Source organism: Kitasatospora brasiliensis (assembly GCF_032654805.1).
In the GTDB taxonomy this organism is placed as follows: domain Bacteria; phylum Actinomycetota; class Actinomycetes; order Streptomycetales; family Streptomycetaceae; genus Kitasatospora; species Kitasatospora brasiliensis.
The window spans coordinates 18281-35460 of the sequence record NZ_JAUOOW010000012.1 but is presented as its reverse complement, the minus strand read 5'-3'; the positions used below and the strand labels follow the sequence as shown (position 1 = coordinate 35460).

19 protein-coding genes and 1 pseudogene are annotated in these 17180 nt (G+C 70.8%); 4 read left to right on the top strand and 16 right to left on the bottom strand.

Translation table 11 applies throughout. The features are described 5' to 3' along the window. The 6 genes from QWJ13_RS33945 to QWJ13_RS33920 form a co-directional block, all read right to left on the bottom strand. On the bottom strand, positions 1-1194 hold the full coding sequence (locus tag QWJ13_RS33945; RefSeq protein WP_316529563.1) for a glycosyltransferase 87 family protein: 1194 nt from the start codon (positions 1192-1194) through the stop codon (positions 1-3). 413 nt (positions 1195-1607) lie between these two features. Beyond that, positions 1608-2750 carry an ATP-grasp peptide maturase system methyltransferase gene (gene tgmC / locus QWJ13_RS33940; RefSeq protein ID WP_316529561.1) on the bottom strand — a complete coding sequence of 381 codons (1143 nt, stop codon included), beginning with the start codon at positions 2748-2750 and terminating at the stop codon, positions 1608-1610. A 3-nt stretch (positions 2751-2753) separates the two neighbouring features. Beyond that, the gene (tgmB, locus tag QWJ13_RS33935) at positions 2754-3713 is read right to left on the bottom strand and encodes an ATP-grasp ribosomal peptide maturase (protein ID WP_316529559.1); all 960 of its coding nucleotides are present in this window, start codon (positions 3711-3713) and stop codon (positions 2754-2756) included. After that, positions 3713-3973, bottom strand: a complete 261-nt coding sequence (tgmA, locus tag QWJ13_RS33930; protein ID WP_316529558.1) for a putative ATP-grasp-modified RiPP — start codon at positions 3971-3973, stop codon at positions 3713-3715. Before tgmA ends, tgmB begins: the two co-directional genes overlap by 1 nt. 134 nt (positions 3974-4107) lie before the next feature. Continuing rightward, complete coding sequence (locus QWJ13_RS33925) at positions 4108-4956, bottom strand: helix-turn-helix domain-containing protein (RefSeq protein ID WP_316529556.1); 849 nt, start codon at positions 4954-4956, stop codon at positions 4108-4110. 26 nt (positions 4957-4982) lie between these two features. Then, complete coding sequence (locus tag QWJ13_RS33920) at positions 4983-5507, bottom strand: DUF6879 family protein (RefSeq protein ID WP_316529554.1); 525 nt, start codon at positions 5505-5507, stop codon at positions 4983-4985. A 377-nt stretch (positions 5508-5884) separates the two neighbouring features. Here QWJ13_RS33920 and QWJ13_RS33915 point away from each other — a divergent pair, with 377 nt between their 5' ends. Further along, entirely contained in the window at positions 5885-6091 is a 207-nt protein-coding gene (locus tag QWJ13_RS33915) for a hypothetical protein (protein ID WP_316529553.1), read from the top strand. Positions 6092-6150: 59 nt separating this feature from the next. Here the strand turns inward: QWJ13_RS33915 and QWJ13_RS33910 are convergent, their stop codons facing one another. Beyond that, positions 6151-6651 (bottom strand): GNAT family N-acetyltransferase, encoded by a 501-nt coding sequence (locus QWJ13_RS33910; RefSeq protein ID WP_316529550.1) that lies wholly within the window; start codon positions 6649-6651, stop codon positions 6151-6153. Between the two features lie 112 nt (positions 6652-6763). Between QWJ13_RS33910 and QWJ13_RS33905 the strand changes: the two genes are divergently transcribed. Then, the gene (locus tag QWJ13_RS33905) at positions 6764-7486 is read left to right on the top strand and encodes an ArsR/SmtB family transcription factor (protein ID WP_316529548.1); all 723 of its coding nucleotides are present in this window, start codon (positions 6764-6766) and stop codon (positions 7484-7486) included. A gap of 7 nt (positions 7487-7493) precedes the next feature. Here the strand turns inward: QWJ13_RS33905 and QWJ13_RS33900 are convergent, their stop codons facing one another. Then, positions 7494-7733, bottom strand: a complete 240-nt coding sequence (locus QWJ13_RS33900; protein WP_316529546.1) for a hypothetical protein — start codon at positions 7731-7733, stop codon at positions 7494-7496. Then, on the bottom strand, positions 7730-8092 hold the full coding sequence (locus tag QWJ13_RS33895; protein WP_316529544.1) for an ATP-binding protein: 363 nt from the start codon (positions 8090-8092) through the stop codon (positions 7730-7732). Before QWJ13_RS33895 ends, QWJ13_RS33900 begins: the two co-directional genes overlap by 4 nt. Positions 8093-8330: 238 nt before the next feature. On the opposite strand from QWJ13_RS33895, the gene QWJ13_RS33890 reads away from it, so the two are divergent. Both QWJ13_RS33890 and QWJ13_RS33885 read left to right on the top strand, forming a co-directional pair. Continuing rightward, a complete protein-coding gene (locus QWJ13_RS33890) occupies positions 8331-9194 on the top strand; it encodes a helix-turn-helix domain-containing protein (RefSeq protein WP_316529543.1) in 864 nt (287 codons plus the stop codon). A gap of 4 nt (positions 9195-9198) precedes the next feature. Beyond that, positions 9199-9378 (top strand): DUF397 domain-containing protein, encoded by a 180-nt coding sequence (locus QWJ13_RS33885; RefSeq protein WP_316529541.1) that lies wholly within the window; start codon positions 9199-9201, stop codon positions 9376-9378. A gap of 201 nt (positions 9379-9579) precedes the next feature. Here QWJ13_RS33885 and QWJ13_RS33880 read toward each other — a convergent pair. From QWJ13_RS33880 to QWJ13_RS33850, 7 genes and pseudogenes are all read right to left on the bottom strand, one after another. After that, positions 9580-9693: pseudogene (locus tag QWJ13_RS33880) on the bottom strand (alpha/beta hydrolase); the annotation flags it as partial. A gap of 78 nt (positions 9694-9771) precedes the next feature. Further along, positions 9772-10962: an RNA-guided endonuclease InsQ/TnpB family protein gene (locus QWJ13_RS33875; protein WP_316529539.1), complete on the bottom strand. Its 1191-nt coding sequence runs from the start codon at positions 10960-10962 to the stop codon at positions 9772-9774. Between the two features lie 107 nt (positions 10963-11069). After that, positions 11070-11504, bottom strand: coding sequence for a hypothetical protein (locus QWJ13_RS33870; protein ID WP_316529537.1), 435 nt, complete (start codon positions 11502-11504; stop codon positions 11070-11072). Between the two features lie 163 nt (positions 11505-11667). Further along, complete coding sequence (locus tag QWJ13_RS33865) at positions 11668-12765, bottom strand: RICIN domain-containing protein (RefSeq protein WP_316529535.1); 1098 nt, start codon at positions 12763-12765, stop codon at positions 11668-11670. A 261-nt stretch (positions 12766-13026) separates the two neighbouring features. Continuing rightward, entirely contained in the window at positions 13027-14973 is a 1947-nt protein-coding gene (locus QWJ13_RS33860) for a glycerophosphodiester phosphodiesterase family protein (protein ID WP_316529534.1), read from the bottom strand. 228 nt (positions 14974-15201) lie between these two features. Further along, complete coding sequence (locus QWJ13_RS33855; protein ID WP_316529532.1) at positions 15202-16299, bottom strand: baeRF3 domain-containing protein; 1098 nt, start codon at positions 16297-16299, stop codon at positions 15202-15204. 217 nt (positions 16300-16516) lie between these two features. Then, positions 16517-17107 (bottom strand): lytic polysaccharide monooxygenase, encoded by a 591-nt coding sequence (locus QWJ13_RS33850; protein WP_316529530.1) that lies wholly within the window; start codon positions 17105-17107, stop codon positions 16517-16519. Between the last annotated feature and the right edge of the window lie 73 nt (positions 17108-17180).

The window sequence follows — 17180 nt, the reverse complement described above, 5'->3', positions numbered from 1 at the left end:
TCAGGTCTGATTCGTCAGCGCGGCGTCGTGATCGGTCCTGCTGGGCGGGGAGGCCCAGCCTCCCCTGGACCCGGCACCGGCCTGACGCCGTGTGCGGTACAGCCTGGACCCGACCACGACGAGAACGGCGATGCCCAGGGGCGGGTAGATCGAACCCGGCAGCTGCCAGTACCAGGCGACACCGCGTCCCCACCGATGAGGCGGGATCCACATGGCGTGGGAGAGGAACACCGCCAGCGTGAGACAGAGCAGCGCCCGCCGCGCCCTCGTCCGTGCCTCCACCACCAGGAGCGCGATGAGAGGGACGCACCAGACCCAGTGGTGCGTCCAGCTGATCGGTGAGACCAGCAGCGCGGTGAGGGCGGTGCAGACGGCGCCCCAGGCGTCGGCTCGGCGCAGCACCCGAGCGGAGCGCCCGGCGAGAACGGCCACGGTGATACCGAGCGTCCCGATGACAGCGGAGGCGGCGAACCCGATCAGCCCCGGGTCGTTGACGTCGAGGAGCCGGCAGACCGCTCCACGGAGCGACTGGTTGTCCATGAGGACCGTGACACCGACGCGGCTCGGGTCCCACAGGTAGTTCGTCCAGAACCCGTAGGAGGCGTCGGGCAGCGCGAGAGCGCCGACCAGGCCGGCCGCCAGGAACGTGCCGCCCGAGACCAGGGCGGCCCTGATGCGGCCCGTCAGGAGCAGGTACACCGCGAACAGGCCTGGTGTGATCTTGATGGCGGTGGCCAGACCGATGCCCACGCCCTTGAACCGGTTCTTGTCCTGGCGGGTCAGATCCCACAGGACCAGGCAGAGGATACCGAGATTGACCTGACCGTACTGGAAGGTGGTGTACACCGGCTCCAGCCAGACGCCGAGGCCCGTGGCCAGAAGGACGGCGGCCGAACGGTGGCGCTCTCGCGGCCAGCCGATCAGACGGAAGGACAGATGGACGGCCAGAGCGAGCAGGGCGAGGTTGGAGAGGACCACCAGGACCCGCAGCGTGCTGACATCGAACCAGGTACTCGGCACGAAGAGCATCGCGGCGAAGGGCGGATAGGTGGCCGGCAGGTCCCACCCCGGCAGCCGCATCGCGTAGAGGTCCTCGCCATGGACGACCGCGGCACCCTCGGCTCTGTAGACGAGCATGTCCACCATGGACGCCCCGTGGAAGTGACGCACGATCGCGAACACGGCCAGTGACACCGCTGCTCCGCAAGCCGCCATGACGGTCCAGGATCTGGATCCCCCAGGCGCCGAAGCGTCGCCGGGCCCTTCGGCTTCCACTCGCCGTGCCCACGGCTTGAGACCGAACGTGCGCACCGCGAGAGACCCCCTGGAGATGGCCAGATCGTTTCGTCGTCAGCGTCTGGGCCTGACCACCCTAACCGACCCTCCGGAAGCCTCCCGCGACTCAGCGCGCGCGGCCACCGGAGGCCGTCTCGAAGCAGCTCGACTTCGACAACGCTCTCCTGTGCTGGAAAGTCAAGGGAAACACCGGGGACCGCGACGCCGTCGATGGAGCGCCGGACAGCACAGCGTCGACCGCACCCCCTCTGACCGGACGACATGCCCACGTGGGAGAGGGCGTGCCGGTGTCGTCCTCCGGCCTGCCCGGGTCAGATCGGCAGGTCCCACCCCGGCCCGGCCTCGGCGCCGAGCCAGACCCGCTGCCCGGCCGCCGACACGGTGAGCCCGAAGCCGTCCTGCGGCGGCGCACCGGCCGCCTGCCAGCACCGGAGGGCGCGCTCGACCCGGTCCCACAGCCGCACGGGCCCGCGCTGCGTCACGGCCCACCCGCCGTCAGGGCCGGGTGCCGTACGGGCCTGCGATCCGGTGGCGAGGTCCCACAGGATCTGCCGCTCCCCCACTCCCGTGCGGATGGCCCCGGGTACGGCGAGTTGGGCCACCCAGCCGCCCGTCCGACCGTCGAGCACCGCCGGGTCGAGGCCGGTCCCACGCTCCTCGCCGGGCAGCAGGTCCAGCGTCGGGCGGGGCGGCCGGTCGTGCGGGCGGGCGATCATGAAACTGCTCTGGTCGGCGAGGAACCGGCCGGTGGCCTCGCCGGGGCCGGTCACCTCCAGCAGCGCGAGGGCGTTCGCGTAGCTCCAGCCGGAGAGGGTGACCAGGATCCGGCCGCCCGGCCTGACCTGATGGAGCCACGGCAACGGGACGTACCGCACCGAGCAGGTCGCGATGAGCCGGTCGTACCGCCCGCCCTCCGGATCGCCGCGCAGCCCGTCGCCGATGACCAGCCGAGGGGAGAATCCGGCGGCCTTGAGCGCCGCCGCGGCGGCCGCGCCCACCACCGGGTCGTACTCGACACTGGTGAGGTCGGCGTCCCCCAGGCGGTGGGCGCCGAGCGCGGTCGAGTACCCCGTCCCGGTGCCGACCTCCAGCACCCGGTGCCCGGCCTCGACGCCGAGCTGCTGCCACATGCGCAGCACCACGGACGGCAGGGTGGACGACGAGGACGGGATGCCGGTCGCGGCCTCTCCGGCCACGTCGTCGGGCCTGATACGGCCGTCGAGTTGGGTGACCAGCGTCTCGTCGGAGTAGATCCCCTCCAGCCACCCGGGCTCGCCCTCGCGCACGGGCCGGTAGGCGGTCGGGACACTGCCGGCGACCGGGGCGAAGTAGCGTCCGACGAAGAGCTCCCGCGGAACGGCCCTCGCGGCGCTCTCCCACCCGGGTTCGGTCAGCACGCCGTCCCCGGCGAGCCGGTCGGCGAGCGCGGTGCGGAGTTCGGCCGGTGTGCTCACGTGTCACGGCCCTTTCTGGAGCTGGTCGGCGAGGGCGTGGGCGATGGCGTCGGTGGTCTCGGCCGGCTGCCACGCCCACTGGCCGTTCGGATTGCATTCGAGGAAGTACCAGGCGCCCGAGGCGGTCACCGCGAAGTCGAACGCGCCGTAGACCAGACGGAGTTCGGCCAGGTAAGCAGCGATCGGGCGGGCGACCTGCTCGGGTACGTCGATCGGCGTGCACGCCATCCGGTCCTGGCGGCGCCGCCAGTCGAGGTCGGGGCTGTCGATCCGGACGCCGAACAGACGGTCGCCGACGGCCGTCACCCGCACGTCGAACGCCTTCGGCACCTTCGCCTGGAAGAGGTGCGGGCAGGCGGACACGGCGCCGGTGATGTCGGCGGGATCGACCTCGCGCACCCACACGGCGTGAGGGCGCCCGTCGACCGCGTAGGGGGTGTTCCACAGGGGCTTGTACACCGCCCCGAAGTCCTGGGCCGCCACGAACTCCCGGGCCTCGTCCGCGCTGTTCGTGATCACCGTGTCGGGGACCGGAAACCCGAAGCGCTGCGCGGCCGCGAGCTGCGCCGGTTTGTTCTCGGCGGCACGGTTGGCCCACGGATGGTTCACGTAGTGGGCGGCGGGGAGCGAAGCGAGGATGCCGCCCGCGCCCCACAGAGCTTGCGAGGCGGCGAACCGGCGCTCCTGGCCGCCCAGTTCGGACGGGCCTTCGTAGGGCGAGGCCCGGCGCACCCAGACGGACCGGACCGCCAACAGGTCGAGGTCCCGATCAGCCGTGCGCAGGATGCCCCGCCGACCGCCCGTGCGGTAGGCGGCGGTCAGCGAGGCACCCGCGTGCAGGTCGGTGCCGGGATCGAGACGGACCACCGGGACCCGGCGCTCGGCGAGCGCCCGCAGTACCACGTCCGCCGTCACGTCAAAGGGATTGGTCAGCACCAGCACCGACCCGCTTCGGCCGCCCATCAGTCGCTGCTCTGGTCCTGGTCGTAGGACTCGGTGGTGTCGACGTCGGTCGGGCTCTTCGGGTTTCCGTCGGGCGTGGTCTGCGTGGGCGTCAAACCGGGGGTGCTGGTGCCGTGACCGCCCATGTCCACCGTGCGGCCGCGCTCGTCCACGAACACGGCGACCTGCGTCTCGGGGTCGATGACGGGTGTGAACTGCGGGACCGGGACGGTGGCCGCGAACGGCTCCATGCGGGTGGTGCCCCACGGTGCGATTGCCATCGGTGCTCCAATTCATGCTGGTGGTAAGGGAGTTCAGGCCGCGCGATCCCATCTGGACCGCAGCGGAGATATATGACAGACCGTAGGGACCCTGGCGCCGCGCGCTCAACGAACTTGCGCCTTCTTGCGGGCCATCACTCCAAAGAGTCAATGGCGGCGGCGATCAGCGCTCTGGCCTTCGCCCCGTACACGGCCATGCCGGACAGGCCCATGAAGGCCCGCAGGTAGTCCGTGATCTCCCTGGGCTGGAGCACGTTGACCTTCGCCGTCAGGTTCTCCACCGCCACCCGGCGATCGTCGAACAGGTAGAAGGCTTCGAGGGGCCAGATCACTCGCGGGCGGCCGAGCGGGATGACGCCGACCGAGACGGACGGCAGCGACATCAGGGTGAGCAGGTGGCCGAGTTGAGCGGCCATGTCCTGCGCGCTGCCGATCCTGGTCCGCAGCACCCACTCCTCGATCAGGACCGCGAACCGGTGCGCCCCCGTGTACATGAGCTGCGCCCGTGCCAGGCGTGCCGGTACGGCCGCGGCGACGTCGTCCGGGGTGCCCTGGAAGTCCGTGATGGACCGCATGAGCGCCGTCGCGTACTCGGCGGTCTGGAAGAAGCCGGGGAGCACGTTCGAGACGTAGATCCGGAAGAGCCTCGTGCGCTCGTAGTCGCCGATGACCCGTTCTTGGGCGAGCCTCAGGCCGGAGCTGTTCCGGCGCCGCCACTCCTGGTACATCGATTCGGCGGCGCGGGATGCCGCGATCAGGTCGGGAATCCGGTCGTCGGCCGAGCAGGCGGTGCACCAGGCCCTGATGTCGCCTTCCGACGGAGCGGACTTGCCGGACTGAATGCGGGAGGTCTTGGCCGGGTGCCAACCGCAGATGGCGGAGAGCTCTCCCCCTTTGATTCCGGCGTCCTTGCGGATCTCGACCAGTTGGTCGGCGATGGCCTTCCGTGCCGCGACAGTGCTGGAAGACGGTGACGACGACATGAGCTGGCTGTCCAGTATCCGCAGAATCAGACGGCGAACTTCTTGTGATCCACGCCGCGTTCCCACACCGCGTCGAAGGCACCGGCGCACAGCTCGATCACCGCAGGGTCCTCGGAATACTGCGGGTCCAACGCGGCACCGGGACCATCGAACAGGTTGAAGCGAACGGCACGCCCGTCCACCAGCCAGAAGTCGTTGCCCGGCAAGGCGAGTCCCGATGTCTCGCTGCGAGGCAGCCAACGCACCTGCTCACCGATGGCCAGGTTCACGACCGTGATGTGGTGTTCATACCGAACGTAATCCGTGACAGGCACCGAGACGACACGGGCCCGACGCACCCGCACCCCTCGGGCGACGGCGCTGCGGATGAGGTCGCTCCACCCGCTCCAGTACTCCGAGTCCGGGTCCACATCGACGGCTTCGCCACGACGCCACTTGGCGAGTTCGGAGACTTCCTCGGCGACGCTGTACTGGTCACGCAGTTCCAGGTGAACCGCCGAGTTCTTCGCCGAGCTCAGCATCTCGGCAAAGCCGGGAACGCTCTGACTCATCACACGCCCTCCTGAGTTCCCCCGGCCAGTCTCCGGGTCAATGCCAAAGAACCGTAGCGGTATTGGCATCCCTCCTGTCACGCAGTTTGCGCACTCTTGCGCTCGGAGTTGACGTGACGCATTTCGGGGTGGGCGCAGTGCCGCAGCCCCCGGCGCGTGGGTGGCCGCGGGGTCGCACGGAGGATACGGACGATCATCGATCAGGCGGGACGGTACTCCGTGTGCGGTGTCGTCCTCTCCCCGGCGATCTCGTAGGCCTCCGGGTGCCGCCTGGGCGGGCACCGGGTCTCCCCGCCTCTCGGCTCCCGGCGCGATCCGTGTGAGGATCGGGAGTCCTGAGGCCTTTGTCGGGAAGGCCGGATCGGAGGACCCACGACGTGTCGACACCATCCGAGTTCCGCGGCTTCGACCTGGTGCGGCGCGGCTACGACCGCCCTCAGGTCGACAGCTATCTCGCCGCCCTGTCCCAGGCCGGTCCCCCGCCGGCCCCTCCGGCGTTCCAGATCAGGTGGCGGGGCTACGACCGCGAACAGGTCGACGCCCGCATAGCGGACCTCCTGCGCGCCAGGGGCGCCGGCCGGTAGTCCGTACGGGAGGTCCGCGCGCAGGACGTCGGACCCGCCGACTTCCTGCGCGCCGGACGTCACCGCGGCCGCACCGGTTCGCCGCTCGGGGCGGCGAGTTCCTTGGTCATGAAGACCCGGCTGCTGCCCGGCGGGTCGCAGGGCACCTCTCCCAGACGCCTCCACCCCTGCTTCTCGTAGAAGCCGGGGGCCTGGAAGGTGATCGTGTAGAGCACGGCCGTGCGGCAGCCGCGGGCGCGGGCCTCGTTCTCGGCCTGCCGGAGGACCTCCGCACCCAGCCCGCCGCCGCGCAGACGGGGCGGCAGGTGGAAGAGGTCGAGGAAGAACAGCCCGAGGGAGGTCCGCCCGGTCAGCCCGCCGACCACCTGGCCCGTCCCGGGATCGCGGACCAGGACGGCGAGCCGTCTGCGGTCCGCGACTCCCGTGTGCTCGGTGTTGAAGCGGTCCAGCGCGTCCGAGATCACCGCGATGTCCGCCGGGGTGGGAGCGTCGGTGACCACCAGCTCCCGCCCGGGCCCTGGAGGGTGGAAGGCGGTGGCGGTCGGGTCGGACGAGGGCATGGTTGCTCCAGTGCGTGGGCGCGGATTCAGGTGCGGGGCCGGCGGGCCCCGCACGAGGTACCGACGCTAGGACGGGGACACTTCGACGGACGTCGAAGGAACGTCGACGACAATGGGCACCGTGGACGTTCAGCGCGCAGGTCGGGATGTGGGCGTGGACCTGGCGGGCGTGGCCAGGCTGCTGGCCGACGACACCCGGGCCGCCTTCTGCCTGGCCCTGCTCGACGGCCGGGCGTGGACGGCGAACGAACTCGCGCGTCACGCCGGCGTCGCACCGTCCACCGCGACCTCGCACCTGAACCTGCTCGTGGGCGGCGGACTCCTCGTCGAGGAGCGGCACGGACGCCACCGCTACGTACGGGTGGCCGACCCCAGGGTGGTCGAGCTGATCGAGAGCCTCGCCGCGCTGGCTCCCCGGCGCAGCGCCCCACCGCGTTCGCTCGCGGCCTCCGGCCGGCAGCAGGCGCTGGCCCGTGCACGGCTGTGCTACGACCACCTGGCCGGGACCGTCGCGCTGGCCGTCACCGACGCGATGGTCGAGCGCGGACTGCTGGAGTGGGGCCCCGAGCCGGGCCTGACCGGCAAGGGCGCCCGCTGGCTCACCGAGGCCGGTGTGGCGGTGCCCGCCGGCTCACGCCGACCGCCGGTGCGTGCGTGCCTCGACTGGACCGAGCGCCGTCCCCACCTGGGCGGCGCCGTGGGCGCTGCCCTGTGCGCCCACGCACTCGACGCAGGATGGATGACGCGCATCGGCACCAGCCGCGCGCTCCTCGTGACGCCCGCAGGCCGCCGGGCGTGGCACGAGCAGCTCGGTCTGCCGCCCGCCGAGCTCTGAACCGGTCTCACAAGAATTCGCGTTCGGCGTCGAGGAGGAGGACGAGGAGGTTGAGGAGGGTCGAGGCCGGGGCGGTGTTGAAGCAGACCAGGACGCGGCCGTCGATGGTCTGGCCGGTGGTCGCGGAGGGGAAGATCAGGCCGAACTTCCGTCCGCGCTCCTGGACTTCGGCGAGGAGGGTGCGGATGTGGTCCTCGGTGTAGTGCCGGATCTGCGGATCGGTCGGCAGCATCAGGGGGCGCCTCACGCGACCGGTCCCATCGTGAACCACACGGACTTGCCGCGCTCGTGGGAGTCGACGCCCCAACTGCGGGTGAGACCGGCGACGAGCTGGAGGCCCCGGCCGGACTCGGCGAGGAGGGAGAGGGGTGGGGCGGAGGGGATGACGGGGCTCTCGTCCGTGACGGCGACGCGCAGCGAGTCGTTGACGGAGACGATCTCGACGAGCGGGGCGGGGGTGTCGCCGTGGCGCCAGGCGTTGACGAGGAGTTCGACGAGGGCGAGCTGCGCGTCGAAGATCGGGGAGGGGGACCAGCCGATGCCCGTCATGGCGTTGTGGAGGGTCTGCCGGGCGAGGGCAATGGTGGGGGTGTTGATGTGACGCATGGGAAATCTCCCGAGGCGTAGATAGGGAGGAACCGGCGGAACACATGTCGCCGTGAGCCAGGCCAGGAGGAATCGGACATGGCTGCTCTGCGGTGCCTGCTGGCAGGCATTACTGACGATCCGTCGGATCGAGGTGAGATCGACCCTAGCGCAGGTGGTCTCAAAATTGAGCCGATGTCCGGGAGGTTCCCCCGATCGTGGCATCCTCACCGCCCCGACCTGCGGCAAACTGGTAATCATGGCGCTACGACCAAACCCAACCCTTCGCCAGCGGCGGATCGGGACCGAACTGCGGAGGATGCGGGAGCAGGCTGGCCTCGGCGGCAGCGAGCTGGCTCGCAGGCTCGGTATCCAGCCCGCACAGATCACGCAGATGGAGAGCGGGAAGGGCGGGATCAGCGTCGAGCGACTGCGAACCATCGCCGCTGCATGCATGTGCGGCAACCAGCCCCTGATCGACGCACTTGCCGAGTTGACCACTGAACGCACGAAAGGATGGTGGGAGGAGTTCCGCGGATCCATCGCCTCAGACGTGCTCGATCTCGCAGAGTTTGAGCACTCCGCAGCAAGGATCACCGCCTACACGATCACGTTCGTCCCAGGACTTCTACAAACTGATGCCTACGCTGCCTCAGTCTTTGCAAGAGCAATCCCACCCTTGCCTCACCATGAGGTCGACGTCCGAATGAAGTTTCGGATGAAGCGGCAACAAGTCATCCGCCCAGGCGGGGTGCCTTACCGCGCATTCATCCACGAAGCGGCACTCCGCATGCAGTTCAGTGGACCGAAGGTTCTCGCCGACCAACTCGACTCCCTCATCAGGCACTCCGAGACCCCGGAGGTCTCGATCCGCGCAGTCCCGTTCGACATCGAGTCCCTGCCCGGCCCAAGCGAGAACCTCAACTACGCAGAAGGTGCTGTACCCGAGCTGGACTCAGCTCAGATCGACACCACCCACAGCAGTCTGATTCTCGACTCTCCTGCACCACTCGCGAACTATCGCGAGATGCTCGCCCGGATGGCGTCCGTCGCACTCTCGGAGGAAGAGTCACGAGAGTTCATCCGGCAAATCAAGAAGGAAATCGAGATCAAGTATGAATAACTCCGTGTGGCAGAAGTCGAGTTACTCCGGTTCAAACAACGCGTGCCTGGAGGTCCGCGCGGTCAGCGGCACGCTCGAACTCCGCGAGTCCGACGAAGGCCACCTCGTCCTCCGTAGCACTCCAACTGCCCTCGCCGCCCTCCTCCGCGACATCAAGACCGGCGAATTCGACCACCACTCCTGATGGCCCGGCGCCCCTCGCCCTGTCCGGGGCGAGGGGCGCAACCGGTCAACCGGTAGCCCCGAGGCGCTGGTAGAGGACTCCCCTCTCAAGAACCTCAACAGCGGCCTGTGCGCGGCCGTCGGCGCGCCGGTGTTGCAGTGGACCTGCGACAGCGGGTACGAGCAGCTGTGGTCCCTGTACTGGTCCTGAGCCGTCCGCCGCTCAGAGGTGGTCGGCGTCGACAACAGCCCGGACGAAGGCCTCCGGCGCCTCCTGCGGCACGTTGTGGCCGACCTCGGGCAGCGTGCGGTGCAGGTAGGGGCCGGTCAACGACTCGGCCTTGAAGGGCCGGGCTTGAGGTTGGCCGTGTGTCCGGTGAGTTGCCCCGCCGGTGGCCACCTCGTCTCAGCAGTGTCAGACGCTGCTGGGGCGGTTGACTGCGCCCCGCTGCCACGCATCAGCCGCGCGGTGGCGGATGTTGCGGGAGCCGTTGATGTCCGCGTGCATGGTCGTTCCGCAGGAGCGGCATGCGAACGTGGCCTGGTCCACTCGGTTCCGCCGGTCGATGTGTCGGCAGGTGGAGCACTGGCGGGAGGTGTGGGCCGGGTTGACGCGTACGAGGGGGACCCCGGCGCGCTGGGCCTTGTACTCCACGAAGGCTCCGAGCTGGGCGAACGCCCAGGAGTGGAGGCGGTACCGCTGGTCGTGCTTGGCCGTGACCCTCTCGCGGATGCCTGTGAGGTCTTCCAGGGCGATTCCGCGCGAGGTGCGTTCAGCGGTGGTGACGAGGGTCTTGGAGATGCGGTGGTTGGTGTCGGTGGCGAACCGGGCTTCGCGGCGGCGGATCGCCTTCAGCCGGCGTTTCGCATTCTTGGTCTTCTTGGCCTGGAGCTTCGCCGTCACCGCGCGCATGCGCTTGCGGTAGCGCTCCAGGCGGCGTCCGGACATGACCACGCCGTCGGAGGTGGTGGCGATGTTGACGATCCCGAGGTCCACCCCGAGCCAGTCGACCGGCTCGGCGACCGGAGGTTCGGGGATGTCACAGGTCGCGAACAGGTACCACCGGCCGTCACGGAACACCAGGTCCGACTCGCCCCGCCGATGGTCAACGAGCATCTTGAGCGCATCCTGCGAGCAGCGGAACCCGATGCCCTTCAACCGCCCCGCCGTCGTCCAGACGGACACGGTCCTCATATCGGTGTTCCACGTCAGCATCCGGTCGTCGAACGGCTGCGCGGCGTCGTCGCGGAAGCCGATCGGTTTGGACTCGGCCTTGTTCCGGCGCTTCGATCCCTTCGGGCCCAGGTTGCCGGCTCTGAGGTTCGCCCGCAGGGTGGCGTAGGCGTCGCAGACCTTCTTCACCGACCTGACAGCAGCCTGCGCGCCCAGACCGTACTCGTCCTTGACGTGCCGGTACACCAGCGGCTGCAAGCCGTTGCGCCGGGTCTCCTTCTTCTCGAAGGCGACGCGGGAGATGTGGTTCGCGGCCCGGTTGCACGCCCGCAGCGTCGCAGCGAGCGCGTCCGCCTGACACGGCGACGGCTCAAGCTTCACCCGGACGACAACCTTCATGTAGGGAAAGATAGTTCGCCCAAAATCGAACAATCAAATCGGCAGGTCAGAGCATAGAAAAGACAACTCCGCCACCTTCGTGGCGCCAGCCCAAGGAGCCAATTCCACCCGAGACTGAAGCCCTTGATTCCTCGCCGGAATCAGGTGAAAAAGTCGTGGTAGCCGGGGACGGCGAACGGGTCGCGACTGGAGACGAGGGCGACGGTGGGCACCGCAGTCTTCGGGCGGGCGGCGAGCAGCGGGGCGACGTCGGTGTAGCTGTGGATGTCGTACGGCCAGCCGTGCAGGCAGATCACCGCGGGGCCGTCGGCGGGGCCGTCCTCGGCGTAGCCGACGTCCAGGAGGCCGGCCCGGATGTGGGCCGTACGGGCGAAGCCGCCTCGGACCACGGGGGTGCCCGGGGCGGCTTCGACGGCCGAGGCGGCCGAGGCGACCGAGACGGCCGGGGCGGCCGGGGCGGTCAGGGCGACTTCGCCCGGGACGGCTTCGGCGGCCTGGGGCAGGGCGGTCAGGGACAGGGCGGTGGTGCCCGCGCCGAGTCCGACGGCCTTGGTGAAGGTGCGCCTGTCGATCATGCCGGTTCCTCCTGGTGCGGTGGCGTCGTGCGCCGCCCAGTGTGGTCCGCGCGGTGGCGGTCCGGCATCCGTCATTTGACGGTGTGTCGGCATCTGCCGGGCGCGCGCCCGGGCCCCGTACCGTCGGCGGACGGTACGGGGCCCAGGGTCTGACAGGGGGGTGTTACATCAGCTTCCAGAGCTGGCCGCCGCCCGTGGGCCGGTTGCAGTCCAGCGCGGCCAGCTGGACGCCCTGGGAGTCGGCGGTGAGGCAGCCGCCGTTGGGGTAGCCGTTCTGCATGTTGTAGACGCCGCGGATGCGGTACCAGCCGTTGCCGTAGTCCTCGAAGCGCCAGAGCTGGTTGGTGCCGCCGTTGTCCTGCACCAGGTGGGTGTACCAGCTGTTGGGGATGACGTCGACCAGCATCTTGCCGCGGAAGTCGGTCTCGATCTGCCAGTTGCCGTTGCCCTTGTCCCACAGCGCCCACTTCTGGGCCTGGGAGCCGTTCGGCCCGTAGGCCTGGATCTTGTTCCCGGCGAAGGTCTTGCCGTCCGCGAGGTCGACCGCGAGGCCGTTGTCGGAGATCAGCGAGACGACCTTGCCGTGGGCGGGCTTGCCGGCCGACCCGCGGTTGCGGGCGTCGGCCGCGTCGTGGGCGGACTTCTGGATGGTGGTGGGGAACCAGTAGGTGTACTTGTCGGTGGTGCTGCCGGCCGTGCCGGTGGAGTGGGTGAAGCCGTAGTGCCGCCAGTTCTGGTAGCCGTAGGCGCCGTTGTTGCTCCACACCTGGCCGTCGCCGTCGAAGACGTACACGTCGTACAGCGCCGTCTCCTCGGAGCCGCCCTCGTACTTGACGGTGCCGAAGCAGTTGGCCTTCTGGAGGATGTTCTCCGAGAAGCCCTTGCCCGCGCGGACGATGCTGATGTTGTACTCGCCCCTGGTGAGGTACTCCAGGTTCTTCTCCAGGCTCTCCACGAACCCGGCCTGGTTCTCGCGGAGTTGGGCGGCCTTGTTGGCCTCGTCGATCAGCGACTTGATGAACTGGGCGCCCGAGAAGATGCCGCCGAGCAGCGCGCCCGGGTCCATGCCCCCGGCTCCTCCCGAACTCCTCGTGATGGGCCCCGACTGCGAGACGACGGGCGTGCTGATCCCGCCGAAGAACTGGCGGCACTGCACCCCGCTGGTGATGTCGGCGGAGGCCGTGGTCGGCGTGACGAAGGTGAGGCCGGCGGCCGCCGTGACGGCGGCGGCCACGGTTCCGAGAACCTTGCGAAGCAACATGTGCGTCTCTCTTGGGGGTTGTCTGCCGGGCGCCGTCGGGCGGCCCGCTTCGGGAACGGGCATGACTCTGGCGGGCGGCGGTAGACGCGTGGTGGACGGTGCGGCGGGCGGGCGCGGGGCGGCCGTCGCGATGCGGTCCGTCTGCGTTGATCGATCGTCTACCACCTACTGCTTGGCAGCGGACGAACGGCCCCGCACCGGCGCGGACGGTACGGGGCCGAAGGAGTGCCGAGGGGGTGCCGAAGCGGCGCCGAGGGGGCGTCAGCTACGGGTGGCGGTGTCCAGGGCGCGGGCCTCGGCGGCGATCAGGCGGGCGCGCTCGGCGGGGATGCCGCGGCCGGACTGGTTGTCGGCCCACTGGGCGAGCGGCTGGTACTGGCCCTGGCCGAGCATCACGGTCAGGGTGGCGACGGCGTTGCGGTCGGCGCCGGAGGTGAGCACCAGGGCGGCCAGGCCGGTGGGGGTGGCGGCGACGGTGAACTCGGCGGTGGTCTCGGCGCGGCCGCCGGGGCCGGTGGCCTCGGCGCGCAGGGTGTGCTTGCCGAGGGCGAGGGCGGTGGTGTCCAGGGCGGTGCCGGGTGCCAGGTCCTTGCCGTCCAGGGTGAGGCGGACGGTGTCGGCGCCGGTGGCCTGGACGGCGGTGACCGGCTGCTGGGCGCGGTCCAGGGTGGCGCCGGCGGCCGGGGAGGTTATCGCGACGGTGGGCGCGGCGGGCTGGACGGGGGTGGTGGTGCCCTGGAGCCAGGCGGTGTTCCAGCCGGCCAGTTCGGCGGGGCGGTTGGTGATGACGCCGTCGACGCCGGCGGCCTCCAGGGCCTTCCAGCGGGTGGCGGAGTCGACCGTCCAGACGTTGACGGCGACGCCGGCGGCGTGCAGGTCCTTGACCACGTTCAGGCGCGGGGCGAGGCCGCCGTCGGAGGGGTTGTAGGCGGACAGGCCCAGTTCCTTGGAGATGGCGACCGGGTCGGCGTCCAGGTCGCCGCGCAGCAGGCCGAGCGGGAGTTCGGGGGCCAGTTCGCGGGTGTGGCGCAGGGCGTCGACCTCGAAGCTCTGGACGAAGACGCGGCCGGTCATCCGGTGGTCGCGGATCTCCTTGACGATCCGGGCGACCTCGTCGCGGCTGTGCGGGCCCTTGATCTCCAGCAGCAGGTTGCCGCCGCGGGTGCGCAGGTCCTCCAGCTGGGCGGCCAGGGTGGGGATGCGGGTGCCGGCGTAGACGGGGCCGAACCAGGAGCCGGCGTCCAGGGAGTCGAGCTGGGTGGCGGTCAGGTCGCGGATGCGGCCCTTGCCGTTGGTGGTGCGGTCGACGGTGTCGTCGTGCAGGACGTAGGGGACGCCGTCCTTGCTGGGCTGGACGTCGTTCTCGATCCATTCGGCGCCGCCGCGGCGGGCGATCTCGTCGGAGACCAGGGTGTTCTCGGGGGCGGCGGAGGAGGCGCCGCGGTGGGCGAAGACGGTCAGCGGGGAGCCGGCCGGGCGCAGCCAGCCGCCGGGGGCCAGGGCGGTGACCTTGAGGTCGTCGAAGGAGACCTTGGCGCCGTTGACGATGAAGGCCTGGCCGCCGTCGGGGGTGCGGGCGACCTGGGTGGTGCGCAGGGCCTCCTTGCCGTCGAAGATCCAGCGGGCGGTGGTGCCGTGGACCTCGATGGCGATGCGCACGTCGCGGCCGGTGCCGGCGGCGGTGGGGGCGGCGGCGGTGTTGGTGACGTTCCAGGCGTTGGCGGGGGTGCGCTGGGCGAATTCGAGGCCGTTGCCGGCGGTGGTGCCGGTGCGCATGGTGGCGATGGACCAGGGGGTGGCGCCGGAGGCGGGGATGTCGAGGCCGAGCGCCGTCCAGCGGGCGGTGTCCTGGGCGGTCTCGAAGCGGGCGGTGGCCTCGATGCGGAAGTCGTCGAGGTGGCGGCCGAAGGTGATGCGGCTCTGCTGGCCGGCGTTGGCGGAGGTGCCGACGAGGCGGCCGTTCTCGACCTTCCAGTCGCCTTCGACGGCGGTGAAGCCGGCGGGCAGGGCGGGGCCGTCGAAGTGCTCGTCGAGGACGACCTGGCCGGGGGCCGGGGCGGCGGTCGCGGCGGGGGCGGGTGCTGCGGGTTCGGCGGACACGGCGCTGGGGGCGTTCAGGGCGACGGCGGTGAGGGCGAGGCAGGCGGCGACGGCGGCGGCGAGCGGGCCGGTGCGGCGGCCCGCGGGGGCGTGGTGACTCTGTGTCATGCGCGCAGGCTAGGGACGATGGCCGAACCGGGTGCCACGTATTCGAAAACCGTTCGTGACCATTGCGCGTGCGGTGGGCGACATTGGCGTATTCCTTGCGATGGTTGGCCGGTTCGTTTCCGTACGGGTGGGGCGGGTGGGGTTGGGGCTCGGTTCGCGGGGCGGCCGCGCCGGCGGTGTCGGTCGCGCTGTGCGACGGTTGCGGGTGCGCGGCCGCCCGTGGGTGGGTCAGTAGCGCAGGGCGGCGGCGATGCGGTCGCTGTCGGCGAGGGTGCCGTCGGGGACGAAGCCGACCTGGCCGCCGGTGTCCAGGGTGCGTTCGATCACCTCGTCGACGATGTCCTCGCGGGCGCCTTCCTGGTCGGCCTCGGCGGGCACGAGGTGGTCGCCGTCGTCGCGGACGGTGGCGCGGTAGTTCTCCTCGACGACCAGGCGGTCGATGCGGCCTTCGCCGACGGTCTGCCAGAGCTCGTCCAGGCCGGCGGCGTACTGCTGGGCGCCGCGGGCCTTGTCGAGGCGGGCCAGGCTCTCGGCGACCTCGCGTTCGGCCTGGGCGCGGACGGCGGGTTCGACCACCTTGCGGACGGTCTCGGCGTCGGCCTGGGCCAGGCCGCCGTGCGGGAGCTGGGCGGCGGCTTCCCTGGCGATCGGGCCGACGGCGTCCAGCAGGGCGAGGGCGGCGGCCTCGCCGACCACGTAGAGCGGGCGGGGGGCGGCGGCGAGCAGTTTGCCGACCTCGGTGTCGGCCTGGCGCAGGAAGGTCTTGGTGGCCTCGTCGCGGAAGGTGCTGGGGGTGTCGCCGATCTGCTCCTGGCGTTCGGGGTCGGGGTTGTCGAAGACGCGCACCAGGGGGAAGCCGTGGTCCTTGTCCTCGGTGACCTTCTCGCTGGTGCCGCCCCACAGGACGACCTTGTCGGCGGCGACGGCGAGCACCCAGTGCGGGCGTTCGGCGGCGTGGGCGGCGACCAGGTTGCGGGTCAGGAAGGTGTCGGAGAGGACCACCCGGGCGGGGGCGGTGCGCCCGAGTGACCAGACCTGGTGTTCGCCGGGTGCGGCGAAGATCGCCAGGCCGTCCTCGGCGTGGACCAGGTCGACCTCGGCGAGGGCCTGGTCGAGCTGCTCCAGCACGTCGATGCGTACGGCGCGGGAGACCTTCGGGTCGGCCTGGACGCGCTCCTTCGCCTCGGCCAGCAGGTTGCGCAGCCGGACCGGGTCCTGGGTGTTGTCCGGCTCGCGGCGGTGGGTGGGCATCAGGATCGACACCGCCGGGTAGGGCCGCGGCCGGCGCAGCTCGGCGAGGACGGCGGGGCTGAGGTCGGGGCGCATGGAGACCCTTTCCGAAGGCGGTCGGCCTTCTTTCGTGGACGCGCGGAGCCTGGGGGCGCGGAGCCTGGCGGGCAGCGCTGCCAAATGTCGTCAATGTACCCATTTACGGCTTTTGCGGCGCGCGCGAGCACGGGGTCGGGGTCTACGGCGGGGGCTCTTGCGGGGGTGACGGCCCCGGCGGGGGGGGTGGCCGGGGCCGTCGTGGCGGCGGGAGCCGTCAGAACTGGACGTCGGTGCAGGAGTAGAAGGCGTTGGCGGTGTCGGCGATCTCCCAGACGGCGACGATCACCTGGTGGCCGGTGCGGCCGGTGGGCAGGGTCGCGGTGTGGGTGGTGGTGGCGTCGGGCTGGCGGCCGTTGTAGGGGACGGTCAGGAACGGGGTCAGGTCCAGGGCGGAGCGGGTGATCGGCTGGCTCGCGTCGTAGCCGGGCTTGGTCAGGTAGTACTTGAAGTTGGTGGTCGAGTGCCGGGCCTCGATCTCCCAGGTGAAGGTGAGCTGCTGGCCGGCCGTCACCTTGGTGGTCGGCCAGGCGCCGGCGCGGGGGTTGTCCAGCGGGGCCCAGCGGGCGTCGCCGCCGGCACAGATGGTGCCGTCGGCCGGGCCGCGGCTCGGGAAGCCCTTGGGGCCCTCGACGCTCTGGGGCTCCCACTGGATGTCGCCGCAGTCCCACGGGACGGCGCCCGCGCCGCAGAGCGCGGAGCGGCTCGGCGGCAGGTTGATGAAGCCGTGCGACTGGGCCGGCAGGGCGGCGGCGACCGGCAGGACGACCGCGGCCAGTGCGGTGGCGAACAGGTGGCGCTTGCGCATGGTGCTCCTCCGTGGGGGTGGATGGAGTGTGCGCCCGGCGCGGGGCGTGCGCGTGCGCGTGGGGGTGCGCACG